The sequence below is a fragment of the Paenibacillus sp. J31P190 genome (assembly GCF_059692075.1).
In genome coordinates, this window is sequence record NZ_JCAUAS010000007.1 from 195,943 (window position 1) to 210,550 (window position 14,608).

Below are 14,608 nucleotides of genomic sequence, written 5' to 3' on the forward strand. Positions count from 1 at the left end.
TTACCAGAGATACAAATCGTTCCCTTTAAGCTTGAAAATCGCTTCCAAGAAATAGTAATCGCCATAAATAATTGCGTGATGATGGTTGACCGAATGATAGGCAGCTGAACCGTATTGAATGATGCAATCATTATCCGTCGACCAATCGTTGCGAGAGCTATCCAGCGTTTTGAGCAGCTTCAGCGCAGCGCCCAGATACAAATCCTTTTCATGCTCGAGGGCGACTTTCGCGATTTCAATCAAACCGCACGCTGCAATCGCAGCAGCCGTATCATCCTCGCGTTTCGGTTCTTTTGGCTGTCTAAAATCAACCGGAATCACACTATCCGCAGGAATGTTCGCGATAAAATAGTTGGCAATCCGTTTCGCGGTTTGCAAATAATCATCCTTTTGCGTATGAATATAGCTCATCATGTACCCATATAGCGCCCAGGTCTGTCCTCTCGTCCAGGAGGAGCCTTCCTCGTAGCCTTGTCCGCCATACGTTCGGACCACGCCGCCTTCAAAAGGATCAAATTCCACAATGTGGTTGACAGACCCATCCGGGCGGACAAACGCCGTCATCGCCGTATCGGCATGCTTCATCGCGATTTGCTTGAACCGCGGATCGCCGGTTTCTTCCGAAGCCCAATACAGCAGCGGAATATTGAACATGCAGTCGATAATCGCCCAGCCTCTTGTATCGGAGCCCTCCAAATCGTTCCAAGCGCGAATAAAGCCGCCTGCCAAATTAAAGCGCCCTGCTAGCAGATTAGCTGCATGCAGCGCTCTTTTACGAGATTCTGGATTTTGCGTCACTTTATAATTCGCTACACTGGTCGGCAGCCACATAAATCCGACATCATGATGCAAGCCGTAAAATTCATCAAAGCAGCGATCTAATTCTTTTTCAGAGATTTGCGCAATTTCTTTATATTTCTCGTTGCGAGTTTCATGATACATAAGCCACATCATGCCGCCCCAGAAGCCGTTGGTCCACCAGTTAATCTCATCGGTAACAGTGCCTGTAGGATTATCCACAATGCGGTTGTCATGTGTACCGTTAATTGTCGTGTACGGTATTTTATGTTTGGATTTCTCGCTGACCCAATCCATTTTCGTTGAAATCCTGTCGATGACTTCATTCAGCCATTCTTGATCCTGCCCTTTTAACATAATTTTGTGCCCACTTTCCTTATTAAGATTTACTGATTACTTCAGCTGCTCCAAAAAAGCTTGCAACTCCTGGTTAAATTCCTCTGGCGTCTCCATATTGGAGAAATGGCCTGCGTCCTTCAGATTCACACAAACGGCATGCGGCATGCAATCAAGCAGTTTCTGTGCGGAGCGATGAGCCCCTTCAAAATCATATGCGCCGTTCACCACGCACACAGGAGTGGTGCGGACGTTGGAAAGACGAGGAAGCAGCCCATCCCCTAGCAGACTTTCCGACTCCCGTTGTGTGTGCTGAATCGCCGTCCAGTCGCAGATCATTTCCCATAATCGACTTTTGTAGCCATTATGGTCCGGACCACAGCCTCGAAGCAGACGTTCATACCATTCCCGTTTGTAGCTAGCCACATCGGTTACCAATGGAACTGGATCAGACGGTTTCGAGTCTGGTATGGCCCCGCTAGCAACCGTCACCGAGTGGACATTCTCCGGATATAAAGCCAAATAGTCCAATGCTACAAAGGAGCCGAGTGAAAGTCCAACCAAATGGACTGCCCCTATATCTAACCGCTGAAGCAGAAGATGCAAATCCTCCGCATGCATATAGTCGTGTCCTTCCATAGGCAATGAAGATCTGCCATAGCCCCTCATATCGTAGCAAAGGACCGGAAAACTCTTGTTAAAATGCCTGATTTGAGGCTCCCACATTCTGCAGTCTACGGAATGGCCGTGGATAAATACCAGGACTTCACCTTCTCCCGGACTACCTAGATATTCATAATAAAGGCGCATACTGCCTTCCTCTAACAACTTCCCGCTTGTAAACTTACCGTGTATCATTCGGTGTGCTCCCTCCTCAACAGAGCTCCGCTCTCATGGGTCTCTCTTACCTCCACGGCTATACAGGCACCATCACCTTCCATGTCCGTCACAAGAACCGTCTGAACTCTTCCATCCGCTAATTCAATCCGGATTTCATCGGGAGAACATGCCGCCACTCTGACGATCATAGGCTTATCTTGATAAGGTTCTATTACGGTAACAAACCTTGCCGTTTTCCCGACACTACGAGCACTTAGCATTTTACGTCTATGGGTTTCGTCTCCTAGGGGGTAATCACCGCCGATGGAGGCCACAAAGCGAGATGCCTTGATGCCGGTTAAATCCACGGTTATGATACCTTCGTGATCCGTGTCCATCGGGTTTGCCGGGATTGCACGATCAAACCGTTTGGAGGCAATCTTTACCGGTCCACCGAAATAATCCACTCCTACGCCATTGCCAGGATCAGTATTCACCATCTTGAGAGGTAAATCTGCAAGGTATAGCCGGTCACCCAATTCGGTTTCGAGATATGGATCTCCCCAAAACACGGTCTTCTCTGAGCTCTTCTTAACTCCGTGTTCGCCAGTTCCTTCCTCGGTTCTGACTTGAAGTTCCAAGGTACTGATCCCTTCTAACGAAAGTTTAAGATCCTCCCTGCCAAGTATCCAAGCACCGAACCTACCTTCTGCCAATACTTCTCCATCTCCCCTGATTTCATAATGGAGCTGTTTCTCCACCTTGTAATATTCGGGATCGTTACCGACGATCATCTCCACTTGAGGAGGCCAAACCGTGTAATGGTCGATGGAAAGGGGACCGTCCTCGTTGTGGTCAGTCCGGTTTGCCCGGTTATCGTACCCTGGACCGAATCCCATCTCGAAATGAGCTTTGACGGGCCCTTGGATCTCATACCACTCGCAGTCGGTAATAAGCTGGGCACTTCCAAGTGGATCGGAATCAAATTGCTCCGTGTGTTTAATCAGCCTCTTTCCATCCGCTTCCAGACCGACAAGACCCTTACAATGGAATAAGCAATCGTAATCATGCTCCTCATCACCAGACATGTAATCGAAAAGAACGACATAGTCGTCCGTAACAACAGTCAAGCGACGCTGAAGCACTGGCTCCGTGAACCCGGTACGTTCCGAATACTCGGGTGCATTTTCGGGGATTGGCATGTAACGAGCCTCGTTCCAGGTACGCTCCGCAAAGGTTTTGTCCCCATCCACCCTCCACCCGCCATAGGGAGGATAGGACCACTTAGCTTTGTTCTCCACTGCACAGGCCTGGAAGAGGCGACCGCTATGAAAGAGCATCCGTCTACCATCGGTTGGATCCTGCTGCTTCCGATCCACCACTACCATATTGTGGGTAAGGGAGGTTTGTACGTAAAACTTATACATAAACGTATGATAGTTGTACCAGATGTTCTCCGGATTATAAAAGCTTCGCCCATATCGCATGATGGACAAAAGACTCACTCTGTCATAATGCCCATGAGCCCCCCCATGAGAGCCGTATTTCACGACAGCTTGGATCTGCAAATCCGGCGTTCTGCTTTCCGTTTGAGAACGGAGCACGGCCACACCGGAGTTGTCCGAATACGCCGAAGACAAATAAGGCTTGGATTTACTTCGTTCGAGCTCCGGTACAGCGTACAATAGATCCCGGTCCTTAAGATCACAGGTCAAGAGAATATTAGCATATTCAGCTTTTCTGTAGAGGTAGTACGCAAGATCAAAGCGTGCGTCCATATAACCCCTTGGGGAAATGCCAGGAAGCTTGGACTCCGCCGAGTCATTGATGCCGAACAGCACTCCCCGGTAATCCGCATAAGGAAGCAGACTGTCCCACAATTGGGTAATTGAACGGTAATTGGTTCGGCTCGGCCCCCAGATGTCTAAACAAAGCCCATCGATTTCCGGTTTGTCTCCCGGTGTAACCTGATCATGGTACTGTGCGGGAACCCACATGTCTGCGAGATTGATACCCCATGGTTTGCAGCTCTGAGTTATTTCGGAAAACAAGCCGGCTGCCATCAGATTATAGCCAACGGAGCATTCATACCACCAACCGTCGTCCAAGGTCCCCTTAGAAAGGTGGTCTGTATACCCTCCCGTTCCAAATAGGTACCTGTTCATCCGCTCATAATCTTGTAGGGCCTGGCTGCAATACAAGGCTCCGATCATCTCCGCCAAGGTCCAGTTGGATATGCCTCCGACGCATAATGCCCAATCGATCAGCTCCATAAAGAGCCTGAAGGATCGCTCTACATTCACATGGTCCTCTTTCGTAAGGAATCCAGAATCTGCAAGCAAGTCGTAGACCACAGCTGTATGTTTGAAAAACTCCCCCTCATGGACCAACTCCTGGTGGCAAGCTTTCCTTGTTGCGGGATAGCCTTTCTCAGGATCAACAGTCTTGCGAAGGAATGCTACCGCTTTCTCCGCTAGCTCCAGCCTGCCTGTAAGCTTCCAGGCAATAACTGCATTCTCTGCTTCGTGGGAATGATGAGTTTCGAACAAATAAGAGCCTTCATGTATATCGGGAACGGTCCAAAGATCTGCACGCCGTACGTACATGCCGAGCAGCTCGCTGGCCCATTCATGCTCCTGCACATTTCTGTGGACCGTCGCCCATTCGGCTGCCGTTAGCTTAATATAAGGGTGGGGGAGCTCACGTAATGTGATCAATTCCAGCTTCTCCGACAATTCTCCCCGGCCGCCCGGTACTACTGTAAGCTTCTGAACCTCATGCCCACCTGGTGCTACGCGCTTGGGAACCTCTACCAAGACTGATACCTCCAGTGACTCCCATGGTTTCAATATATATTCTTCCGGCTCCACCCGGACTGACATGGTTTCCCATCCATACCTCTCACGAATCCACATAATCGGCTGATGCTCGCCTGTACAATTATGAACGATGAAATCATACCGAGCGGTACAGTCGGCTGGGACAGATTTGGAGTATACGGGACTTTGGACATATATGGCCGGCCTTCGTTTCAAATGAATATGTTTGATGCGAACCGGCTCTTGGACATCATCGTTCTTCCAAACCATGGACAAACGGACGGAACGTACAAACTTCCATCTACCTGACAATGCCTTTTTGTCGTCAAATTGATGCAAAGGTAGAACGATCCGCTTCCCGTCTGTTCCTCCGTTCATAACCAAACAACGGGAGCTTACGTATTCCACTTCTTCAGGCAAAGGACTCTTATTGCGCAATAATCCAATCTCCACTTTCAGTTCCAGCACTCGCATCCATGGAAGCTCCGCCTCCAGCTCAAGTCCATACCAATCTTGCAAATCCACACTGTAATCATTACCACTGACAAACCCATGCTGAGTCCAATGATTATCCAAATGTACACCAGGATATTGTAGAGTGATCTCCTGACCGGGGGATAACATGAATCCCGTGTGTTCATTGTGAACCTGTTCCGTAGAACCCGAATACCTCGCTTCCCATTCCAACAGATTGATCACGGTTAACTTTTTGTCCATATCCACCATCACTTGATCATCACCCCTTACCTGATCCGGAGAACGAAATACGCTTGGCATAACCGTTTATGTCAAAATTCCCCTGATCTATGCCAAGGATCAGCTCCCCGTTGATTCGAAGATCAACAAAGCTAACTCCATCTACTATTCGATCGTTATCATAACCATAAATCCGATTCGGGTTAAGATTCGGCCCATTGTAGCTAATTTTCCGGAATGTGATATTTTCGATGGTAGAACCGGGTACCGGGTTATAGTCTTTATTCCATACCACACGAATATCAACCAACTGCCCTAATTCAAATTCCTCTACCCGGATGTTGTCATAGGTCACGTTCCGTATCGTATTCTTGTCTCCCGCATTAATCGCCATGGCTCCCCAATAATTCGTCTGCGGCTCATGATGCTCTAGAATATCGATGTTCTCAAAATGAATGTCTTCAATCACATCTCCGTTCCTCTGATGATCTCCATGGGTTCCAATCATCAGAGGATGGGCTACATCCGCCCAGAAAATAGAATTGCTAATGCGTATCCGGCGTGTATCCCCTCGGTAATCCCATCTAGACCCATATACCGCAATGCAATCATCGGACGTACGAAGAAACACGTCATGAATCTCGATCTCGCAGCTGGCCATCATATCGATGCCGTCGGACCATCCGCGAGTGCTGAAAGATTTAAAGTTATGAATCCGAACCTTTTCCGACTTGCCGATATAAATGCTGTAATGAGGGGGATCCAACAGGATGATCCCCTCTACAGTAATGTTTTGTGAGAATATGATCCTGACGCCGCGAAATGCGGAAAACCGATGAAAATCTGACAAATACATAATCCCTCTACCGCGGATTATGATATTTTCAGCACGGTCACATACTAGTGATCCTACAAGAATTGCCCCACCGGCAATATAGACAGTTGTGTTGGATGGAATTCTCATGATCGTTTCCTCTAAATAATGCATGCCGGGAGCAAAGTAAATCACTTTAGGCAGTTGGCCGCTTTTCACCGTTGGCGCTTTGGCTAGCCGGTAAATATCCTCCATCCTGTGAATGGCCGGGTTCAACAAAAGAACATCGGGATCATTGGGGTGTGGCGCATCTTCCTCCAACGGGTTGGCAAATACATGCAGATTGCTGAAACGATCTCCATTTACCTCAATGGATAGCTTGCGTGGGCGATCTAAAGTAAAAGTAATACAGTTCCCTTCACATCTAAAAGGAATTTCGGCTGATAATGGGCGGATCACCACCTGCTCCACATGATGTTTCACACATTCAACCTGTACTTCAACAGTTCCGTACATATCGAAATAAACCATGGAAGCCTGACGTACCTCATGCATGTCAACCTTCACTTCATAAACAAATAAATCACACCAAGATTCTCCAGGAATACGGACACGAATTTTAAAGTCATCGCGCCCCAATGCCCCTTTCGGTGCTTCATAAACAATCAATCGGTTCATATACGCCTCCGGTTAGTTGGTTCTTTATGTCATTGATATTGCCAAACAATCCCGCATCCTGTTTAACGTGGGGGATTGACTTTACTCCATTGTATGCCTCTTCGCAATCGCAGAAAATGCTTCTTTTATAGTTGGTTATGTATGTTTCTTTGGAATGTCGCAAGAAGATAAATACAAATAAGGCAGTGAGTTCAGAGTCGGACCCTGAACAACCACTGCCTTTTTTTTAACAATTAATTTTGACGTTTCTTCTTCTCCCATGCCTGATTCGCTTGAATCATCGCCTCATCCACCGAAATTTTTCCGGACAAACTATTCTGCACAATGGAGTAGAATTCATTCCGGAATCCTGGCGGAATCTGGTCGGCTCCCCAATATTGGTCCATGGAACGAAGCTTGATCATTCGGGGATTCCGTAGCAAATCCCCTACCTTCTTCATCAACTCCGAAGTCCTGTAGGTTACCGATTCCTTAGTGGATGGAAAGGCGCTTGCCGCTTCCAAGTATTTGGGATACTCTTCCTCACTGTAGAAGAAGCGCAGGAACTGTTTGATATATTTCACCTTTTCCGGATCCATTGCAGCATTACTTGAAATGGACCACCCCGAAGGCTGTGGGAGTCCAATTATATGAAAGTCGCCATTTCGATCAGGAACAGGAAAGAAACCTATTTCAAAGTCGGGGTTGGCTTGTTCCAACTGCTTGAACATCCAAGGGCCCGACATTAGCATAGCTGCTTTTCCAGAAACCAGATAGCCAATCGTTTGATTATCGGAAATATTCATGTAGCTTGGCTCTACATAGCCATTTTTCCATAATCCTTGAAGTTCTTGAATGGCTGTAAGAGGACTGGTGTCCGTCCAATTGGTCTGACCGACTGAACGTTTGCGATTCCATTCCGTATCTTTGGCGTAAACATAATCCATCATAAAGTGATTGATCCAAAATCCCATATGCCACAAATCTTTACCGCCAACGACCAACGGGGAAACACCGAAACTTTTGATTGTTTCACAAATCTCAAGGAACTCCTGATAGGTGGAAGGCTCACCCAAGCCCAACTGTTGAAAAAGCTTCTTATTGTAAATGATCCCTTGGGGCATTTCCGTATTTAGCGGGGCTGTATATACCTTCCCGTTTACTTGAGGGATCTTGTCAAAGAGGTACATGATGTCCTCAGGAAGCTCAGCCAACAATCCGGCATCGGCAAATATTTGTGTGTCTCGCATCTCTATCAAATCCGGGAACTCGTCCATGGCATCCAGCATCGCCAAGCTGTCGGCATAACCTTTGGCTTGATTTCTGTTATCAAGAACTTTGATTTGGACATTCAGATGCGACTTTTTGAAGTCATTGATGACGGTTTGAATCCCTTTCTGATGTGCGTTATCCCCCATTGCATAAGTAATAGAAATAGTTATCGGTGCTGGATTCATATCACCAACGAATGCACTCTCCTTCTCATCCTGACTTCCACATGCCGTAAGTCCCAAAGTAAGGAACAGGATTATGCAAATGAATTTCTCACGTATGCAGTTCATCCGTTTGAGTTCCTTTCAAATGTTTATAATCCTGCGGGAGTTGTCCGAACCACTTTCTGAACATCTCACTGAATAGACGGGCGCTATTGTAACCAACCTTTTCTGCAACCTCGTACACCATTAGGTTAGAATGAAGAAGTAACCGCCGTGCATGCTTCATTCGTACCTCCGTTAAATAATGCTTGAAGTTTTCATCCGTATGTTTCTTGAAGAATGTGCTGAAGTAAGATGGATTCATATAGATAAGGGCAGCTATCTTCTCCAAAGTAATATTCTCCGCATAATGCTCATCAATATACTCCTTCACCTGAGTAATTTGCATCTGTTCTTTGTTGCCTAATTTGATCTTTACAAGTAGATGAATCTCCGCAATAAGCTTATGAGTATATTCCTCCACCTCCGTGAAGTTACCAAAACCGTTAATGCGCTCCAACAGGACTTGAAATTGATCATTAAGGCCTTCTATGGCAATATCCATGTTTCTCAATTCCTGGCGGATCATCATAAGCATGGTATACACCGTGGAAACAGCGGTATGCTTATTACCGAATGCTTCTTGTTGGATAGCCTTCAATAATTCTGACAAAGCATTATAAAGAACGTCGCCCGACGAAGCTGTAACGATTTCATGAATAAAATTCAACTGCATTTCCGATACGCTGAGCTGCACGACCGAATCCATCGGTGCCGTCTGATACGGAATCACGTTTCCGGGTCCATGAAAATAAGCCCATTCCAATGCTTCCAGCGCTTGTTTGTAGGAAGTAACGGCTTGCTGGATATGACTAACCGCCCCTCCTACCCCAATAGTCATATTGAGCTTAAGGTAGCTTTTAACCTTGTCGCGAACTTCTTTGGCTGCTTGAAGCGGCATTTCGGAATGATCATTTAGGATTAAGAAACAAAAGGCATGCCCCTTACGGAAAAAGAAGCAATCCGAGTTGTTCTGCATAATCTCCCTCATCACATTCGTAATGGCGAAATCAATCAATTTCCGCTCCTGTTCCTGCCAACGCCCTTCATCCTCCAGGAGTTTTTTCCATTCCCCCACACAAACGGTTGCATTCTTCCTAGCCCTTAAGTTTACAGTTTCGCTCAAGGTTTGTCCTGCTTTCTCATCTCCGTCCATCAATCGGTCAAGCAGCTCCTCAATCGTTTTGTCACGGATGTTCCTCTCCAGATGTTCCAGTTTTTCACGTGTCCGTTCCTCTTCCGACGAATCCCTGATCAAAGAGACTGCTTTTTGGATGACCTGTTCCAGCTGTGCCGTATTAACGGGCTTAACAAGATAATCTAGCGCTCCGTATTTCAAAGCATCCTGAGCATATGAGAATTCTTTGTAGGCGCTGATAAAGACAACCTTGGTTGTGCGTTCTGACGCTTCAATATGTCTTAACACGTCGATTCCGGATAAACCTGGCATGCAGATATCGCTTACAATTAAATCGGGCTCACAGGATTCCAGTAATGCCAGCAACTCATTCCCGTCACAGGCTGCACCCACAATTTCTATACCCAGTTCATCCCAGTCAATGATCATTCTCAAGCCTCTCAAAATAACCGGTTCATCATCTGCCAGTATCATCCTAATTTTGCTCATAGTCCACCTCCAATTGTAAGGGAAGCAATATCCGGACAGAAGTTCCGATATGGGGTCTGCTCTCGATATCCAGGCCATATCGTTCGCCATATGCTGCTTTGATCCGTTCATGCACATTTTTGATGCCTATACCTCGAACGCTAGTTCCTGCGACATTGGCTAGGTGATCCTGCAAGGATTTCATTTTCTCTTGGTCCATCCCTAATCCATCGTCGTACACGGTAATCCCCATAACACCTTCATCAACCTTCTCTATTACAATCAGAACTGTTCCTTTACCACCTTTTGGACGAATACCATGGTGAACCGCATTTTCAACCAACGGCTGCAGTATCAACTTTAGCACCATCGCTTCCAGTAAAACCTGGTTTCGAAGCTCGACTTGAAGCGAAATCTGGTTATCAAAACGAACCTCGATCAGATGAAAATAATGGCGAAGGTGCTCCAACTCATGCTCCAGCTTAACGAATTCATCTCCATAATCGATCACATATTGAAGTTGATCCGATAACGAATGGATCATATCGCCGACCTTCCGGTCCCCATTCGCAATAGCACTCATTCTAATTACTTCCAATGTATTATACAGATAATGCGGCCGGATTTGACTTTTCAACGCATTCAATTCAGCCTGCTTCCGTTTGATTTCGTTAATATATGCCTCATTAATAAATTCCTTTAACCGTTCCACCATCCTGTTAAATCCGTTTGCCAGCCGTCCCATTTCATCTTTTCTCTTGATGTCGACGACATTATCTAAATTGCCGGATTCGATTTTGATCATATGGCGCATAAGGTGAAGTATTGGTTTTGTAAACATTCTAGAAAATAAGATTCCCATAATGAATAAAGCGGCAAAACTTAGAATCGCTGCCAACCAGACACTCTTCTTCGTTCTGTTGATTGGCAAATATATCCCTTCCTTAGCAATTAACCCAACGACTTTTCCTTGAATAACCGGAATGGGTTCCGAAAAGATCATCATATCCCCACGGGATTTAATAGAAGTTTCATCGAATCTGCCCCCTATTCTATCCCGTCTGTTGGAATATAAGATGCTGTCATTTCCGTTGACAATATATATTTCATCCCGGCTTCCAAGCTTCGCTTGTTGAAGCAAGCCATCAAATACACCCACATCAATATCCAGATACAACGTACCGTACAAATTTATTGGGTTTCGAACGCCATTTGTCGTATCTATCCAGCTGCGTGCAAACGTCATGACCAGATCTTGCGAACCGTAATAAGTTTCCATGTGATAAGGGAAGATGGACAGTTTTTTGGGATTTGTCCGGATTTGATAATCCCACTCTATCGGGGGAAATGACACCAGTGGGTCCATCCGCTTATTTCCACGGGATTGCTGATAAACTGAACGGTCAGAAGCCTTAACAAACATAACATTTTGGATAAAACGGTCGCTGAATAATATGTTCTTCACAAAATCGTCCATAGCAGACGAGTTAACACCGTTCGGAAACATTAATGACTGTTCATTCATAAAAATTGAAGTCGGATCCGGTTTCGTGTACATCATCTTGGAGATGTCGTCGTAGCTGTTGAAGATGTCAGACGAATTATTGCTCATATACACCAACATCTGCTTGATATTGTTAACGGTATGCCGTTCAATTTGTCCAGTAAACTGGTAGAGGGAAAGAATGCTAAGAACAAAGATTGGAATCATCCCTACAAAAAGAAAGGCTAAAGAAAACTTAAAGAACAAGCTGTGCCAGAAATTGAATCGAAGCTTCATCATGCTCTCTCCCCAGTTACCCTTGATTTCATCTATATCTTACCCGAAATACCGACTTAGAAAAAGTATCTCTTACACCAGTTCAATATACATAGAACTAGAACACCCGGACCACATAGGGTCGGGTGTTCTATAGTATGAGAAGAATATTATTTTACAGTCTTATCAATAAAATCCTGTGCTTGCTTAATAAGCTCTGCGCGAACTTTCTCCAAGCCCATGTCACGCAATTCTTTGTTCAACTTCTCAGCGTCTTGACGCCAGTTCTTATTCAAACCGCTCTTCAGAATCGGATCCAGTGTCATACTCTTCGGTTGAATCTTGGCAATTTCCGATTTGACCGGCTCGGTGTTAAATGTAAATCCAGCCAACGGAAGCTTGTAATAGGTGTCTTGAAGTTTTTGGTAAGAGATCAGTTTTATAGCATCTTCACTATTATCCGCATTTACACGGGATAAGGTTGGATTCCATGACAACTCATAACCCTGGAAGGTATAGTTTGGTGTATTCGGTGTTGTTTTGTAATAGCCATCGCCGGATTTAGTCCAATGTGTGCCTTCGATACCAAGCTCGAACAGATCGTGATTGTCCTGACTGCTGAAGAGCCAATCCAGGAATTTCATCGTCCGATCCGCATTTTTGGAAGTTGTTGGGATAACTAGATTATTCCATGCCTTGTATTCAGTTCCAATTGCACCTTTTTCCCTATTCATCATCTTCGAGTTGTACACGAAGAATTCAACTTCTGCATTCGGAATCGCAGCTTTCGTCTTTTGACTTTTGCCGGCGAAATCGTTGATTGTTCCTTCATTAGCAGCTGTTTTACCGCTTTGGAACAGAGCACCTGGATCCTTCTCGTTCAGTACATCCTTCTGAACATAAGTGTTCCACTCGACTTTTTTGTCGTTACTGCCATAGAAGTAATCTGATTTGTTGAAAGGAGCCGGATATTTGGCGAATTCTTCAGCAGGATCGCCCAACGTTGTTGCACCAACCACCTTCTTGCCATCCTGTGACAGAATGACGTTGAATGTGGTTCCTGTTCCCGAGATTGCGTAAGGCTCAGTTCGCACCTGGGTCATTTGCTCTTCAGGTCCGAACATCTTGAAGAACCCACGGTCGCCTTTCAAAGCAAGAGGTATCATTGATGGCTCGTTTTCCTTCACTTTGTCCAAATACTTCTTCAGATCATCATATGATTTAATGGGTTGCAGCCCATATTTCTCACGGAGATCCTTACGGATGTATATCACTTCTGTATCATAGAACATGTTGGTGATCGGTAAGGCATAGATATGGCCATTCACCTTACTAGCTTCCAAGAATTCATTCGAAAATGCTTTTTTGAGACCTGGATACTGGTCATTGTTGAAGTACTTGTCCAATTCCTGATAGAAGCCCTGGGATATATTCTGAGTTAAGTTCATCCACGGAGCATCGAACATCAGATCGACCGACTCACCAGCTGCCAATTTCAACTTTGATTTCGTCTTATGGTCGTTTGCAGGATTGAACTCAAACTCCAGCTTGGTATTCAATGAGTTCTTTGTCCGCTTTTCGTATTCTGCCAACACCTTATCCATATCTGCGGGCTTATCGCCAAAGAGCATCACTTTAAGTGTGACTGGATCTAGCGCCTTGACAGCTGAAGACGTGGTCGCTGCGCTAGGGGAAGCGCTGGAGCCTGTATCATTTTTATCCGATTTGGAGCATGCAGCCATTGCACTGACGAGCGATACTGATACGGCCAACGTGGTAACTACCTTTAATTTCCCTTTCACTTTTGTTTCCTCCCTTTTTTTGTTTGCTCATATATACTAAATCGTCAGGTGGACGAGTTTAGACGTCTTCAACCTTTGACAGACCCCACCATTAGTCCTTTTACAAAATACTTTTGAAGAAAAGGATACAAGAAAATAATCGGACCGATTGTCACAACGGTTGTAGCCAAACGGATAGTCAGCGTAGGCGGCACATAATTAGGCAAGCTCACCATCGAAGACAACTCTTGTGCAAATTGGGTATTGCTCATGATGCGCATGATCAGATATTGCAGCGGCCAGAGATTCTCCTTCGAGATATACAACATAGCTTCGAACCATTTATTCCAGAAGGCCAGTGAGTAGAACAGCCCCACGGTGGCGATAGCCGGCATTGAAATCGGCAGGATGATCCGGAATAAAATGTAGATATCGTTCGCGCCGTCGATTTTAGCTGACTCTGCCAAGGATTCATCGATGGATTTAAAGAAATTCCGCATCAGGAACATATTCCAGGGACTTACCAGAGCAGGAATGATAAGCACCCAGATCGAATCCTGCCAACCCAGGTACTTACTGATTAAGAGATAATTAGCAACCAAGCCTCCGTGAAACAGCATGGTAAAATATACAAAGAAATTCATCATATTCCGATACTTTAGATGGCGAAGAGATAATGGATATGCTAACGCACATGTAACTAGCATGGCCAATACCGTACCAACAACCGTAACGAAAATCGTAACCCCATAAGCACGGTATATCGTGTCATCTTTGAAAATAAGCTTGTAGGCTTCGATCGTAAAATCCTTTGGCCATATGGAATAGCCCTCCTGAATAATTCTGGTTTCTGTGGAGAATGAGCTGCTGATTACAGATACAAAAGGGAACAGACAGTATAACGAAAACAAGGTTACGATGAAATAAATGAGATACTTAAGCAAACGGTCCGATAGACTTTCTTTAATGACCATATTCTGCACCTGCT

Annotated in this window: 9 protein-coding genes; all 9 read right to left on the minus strand. The window is 45.4% G+C overall.

From position 1 onward, the window contains the following. Entirely contained in the window at nt 1-1,155 is a 1,155-nt protein-coding gene (locus AC58U0_RS15580) for a glycoside hydrolase family 88 protein (RefSeq protein ID WP_497379848.1), read from the minus strand. A 36-nt stretch (nt 1,156-1,191) separates the two neighbouring features. Further along, a complete protein-coding gene (locus AC58U0_RS15585) occupies nt 1,192-1,992 on the minus strand; it encodes an alpha/beta fold hydrolase (protein ID WP_497379849.1) in 801 nt (266 codons plus the stop codon). Then, the gene (locus AC58U0_RS15590) at nt 1,989-5,498 is read right to left on the minus strand and encodes a hypothetical protein (RefSeq protein ID WP_497379934.1); all 3,510 of its coding nucleotides are present in this window, start codon (nt 5,496-5,498) and stop codon (nt 1,989-1,991) included. Before AC58U0_RS15590 ends, AC58U0_RS15585 begins: the two co-directional genes overlap by 4 nt. 10 nt (nt 5,499-5,508) lie before the next feature. Further along, a complete protein-coding gene (locus AC58U0_RS15595) occupies nt 5,509-6,960 on the minus strand; it encodes a glycosyl hydrolase family 28 protein (protein WP_497379850.1) in 1,452 nt (483 codons plus the stop codon). Nucleotides 6,961-7,193: 233 nt separating this feature from the next. After that, nucleotides 7,194-8,501: an ABC transporter substrate-binding protein gene (locus tag AC58U0_RS15600; RefSeq protein WP_497379851.1), complete on the minus strand. Its 1,308-nt coding sequence runs from the start codon at nt 8,499-8,501 to the stop codon at nt 7,194-7,196. Then, nucleotides 8,485-10,101, minus strand: a complete 1,617-nt coding sequence (locus AC58U0_RS15605; RefSeq protein WP_497379852.1) for a response regulator — start codon at nt 10,099-10,101, stop codon at nt 8,485-8,487. Before AC58U0_RS15605 ends, AC58U0_RS15600 begins: the two co-directional genes overlap by 17 nt. Further along, nucleotides 10,088-11,860 (minus strand): sensor histidine kinase, encoded by a 1,773-nt coding sequence (locus AC58U0_RS15610; protein ID WP_497379854.1) that lies wholly within the window; start codon nt 11,858-11,860, stop codon nt 10,088-10,090. The genes AC58U0_RS15605 and AC58U0_RS15610 overlap by 14 nt, the downstream gene beginning before the upstream one ends. Nucleotides 11,861-12,009: 149 nt before the next feature. Beyond that, on the minus strand, nt 12,010-13,641 hold the full coding sequence (locus tag AC58U0_RS15615) for an extracellular solute-binding protein (protein ID WP_497379855.1): 1,632 nt from the start codon (nt 13,639-13,641) through the stop codon (nt 12,010-12,012). Nucleotides 13,642-13,709: 68 nt separating this feature from the next. After that, a complete protein-coding gene (locus AC58U0_RS15620) occupies nt 13,710-14,594 on the minus strand; it encodes a carbohydrate ABC transporter permease (RefSeq protein WP_497379856.1) in 885 nt (294 codons plus the stop codon). Nucleotides 14,595-14,608 lie beyond the last annotated feature (14 nt).

Coding starts and splice junctions, on each gene's coding strand:
- AC58U0_RS15580 (WP_497379848.1), bottom strand. CDS start 1,155: ATGTTAAAAGGGCAGGATCAAGAATGGCTGAATGAAGTCATCGACAGG.
- AC58U0_RS15585 (WP_497379849.1), bottom strand. CDS start 1,992: ATGATACACGGTAAGTTTACAAGCGGGAAGTTGTTAGAGGAAGGCAGT.
- AC58U0_RS15590 (WP_497379934.1), bottom strand. CDS start 5,498: ATGGTGGATATGGACAAAAAGTTAACCGTGATCAATCTGTTGGAATGG.
- AC58U0_RS15595 (WP_497379850.1), bottom strand. CDS start 6,960: ATGAACCGATTGATTGTTTATGAAGCACCGAAAGGGGCATTGGGGCGC.
- AC58U0_RS15600 (WP_497379851.1), bottom strand. CDS start 8,501: ATGAACTGCATACGTGAGAAATTCATTTGCATAATCCTGTTCCTTACT.
- AC58U0_RS15605 (WP_497379852.1), bottom strand. CDS start 10,101: ATGAGCAAAATTAGGATGATACTGGCAGATGATGAACCGGTTATTTTG.
- AC58U0_RS15610 (WP_497379854.1), bottom strand. CDS start 11,860: ATGAAGCTTCGATTCAATTTCTGGCACAGCTTGTTCTTTAAGTTTTCT.
- AC58U0_RS15620 (WP_497379856.1), bottom strand. CDS start 14,594: ATGGTCATTAAAGAAAGTCTATCGGACCGTTTGCTTAAGTATCTCATT.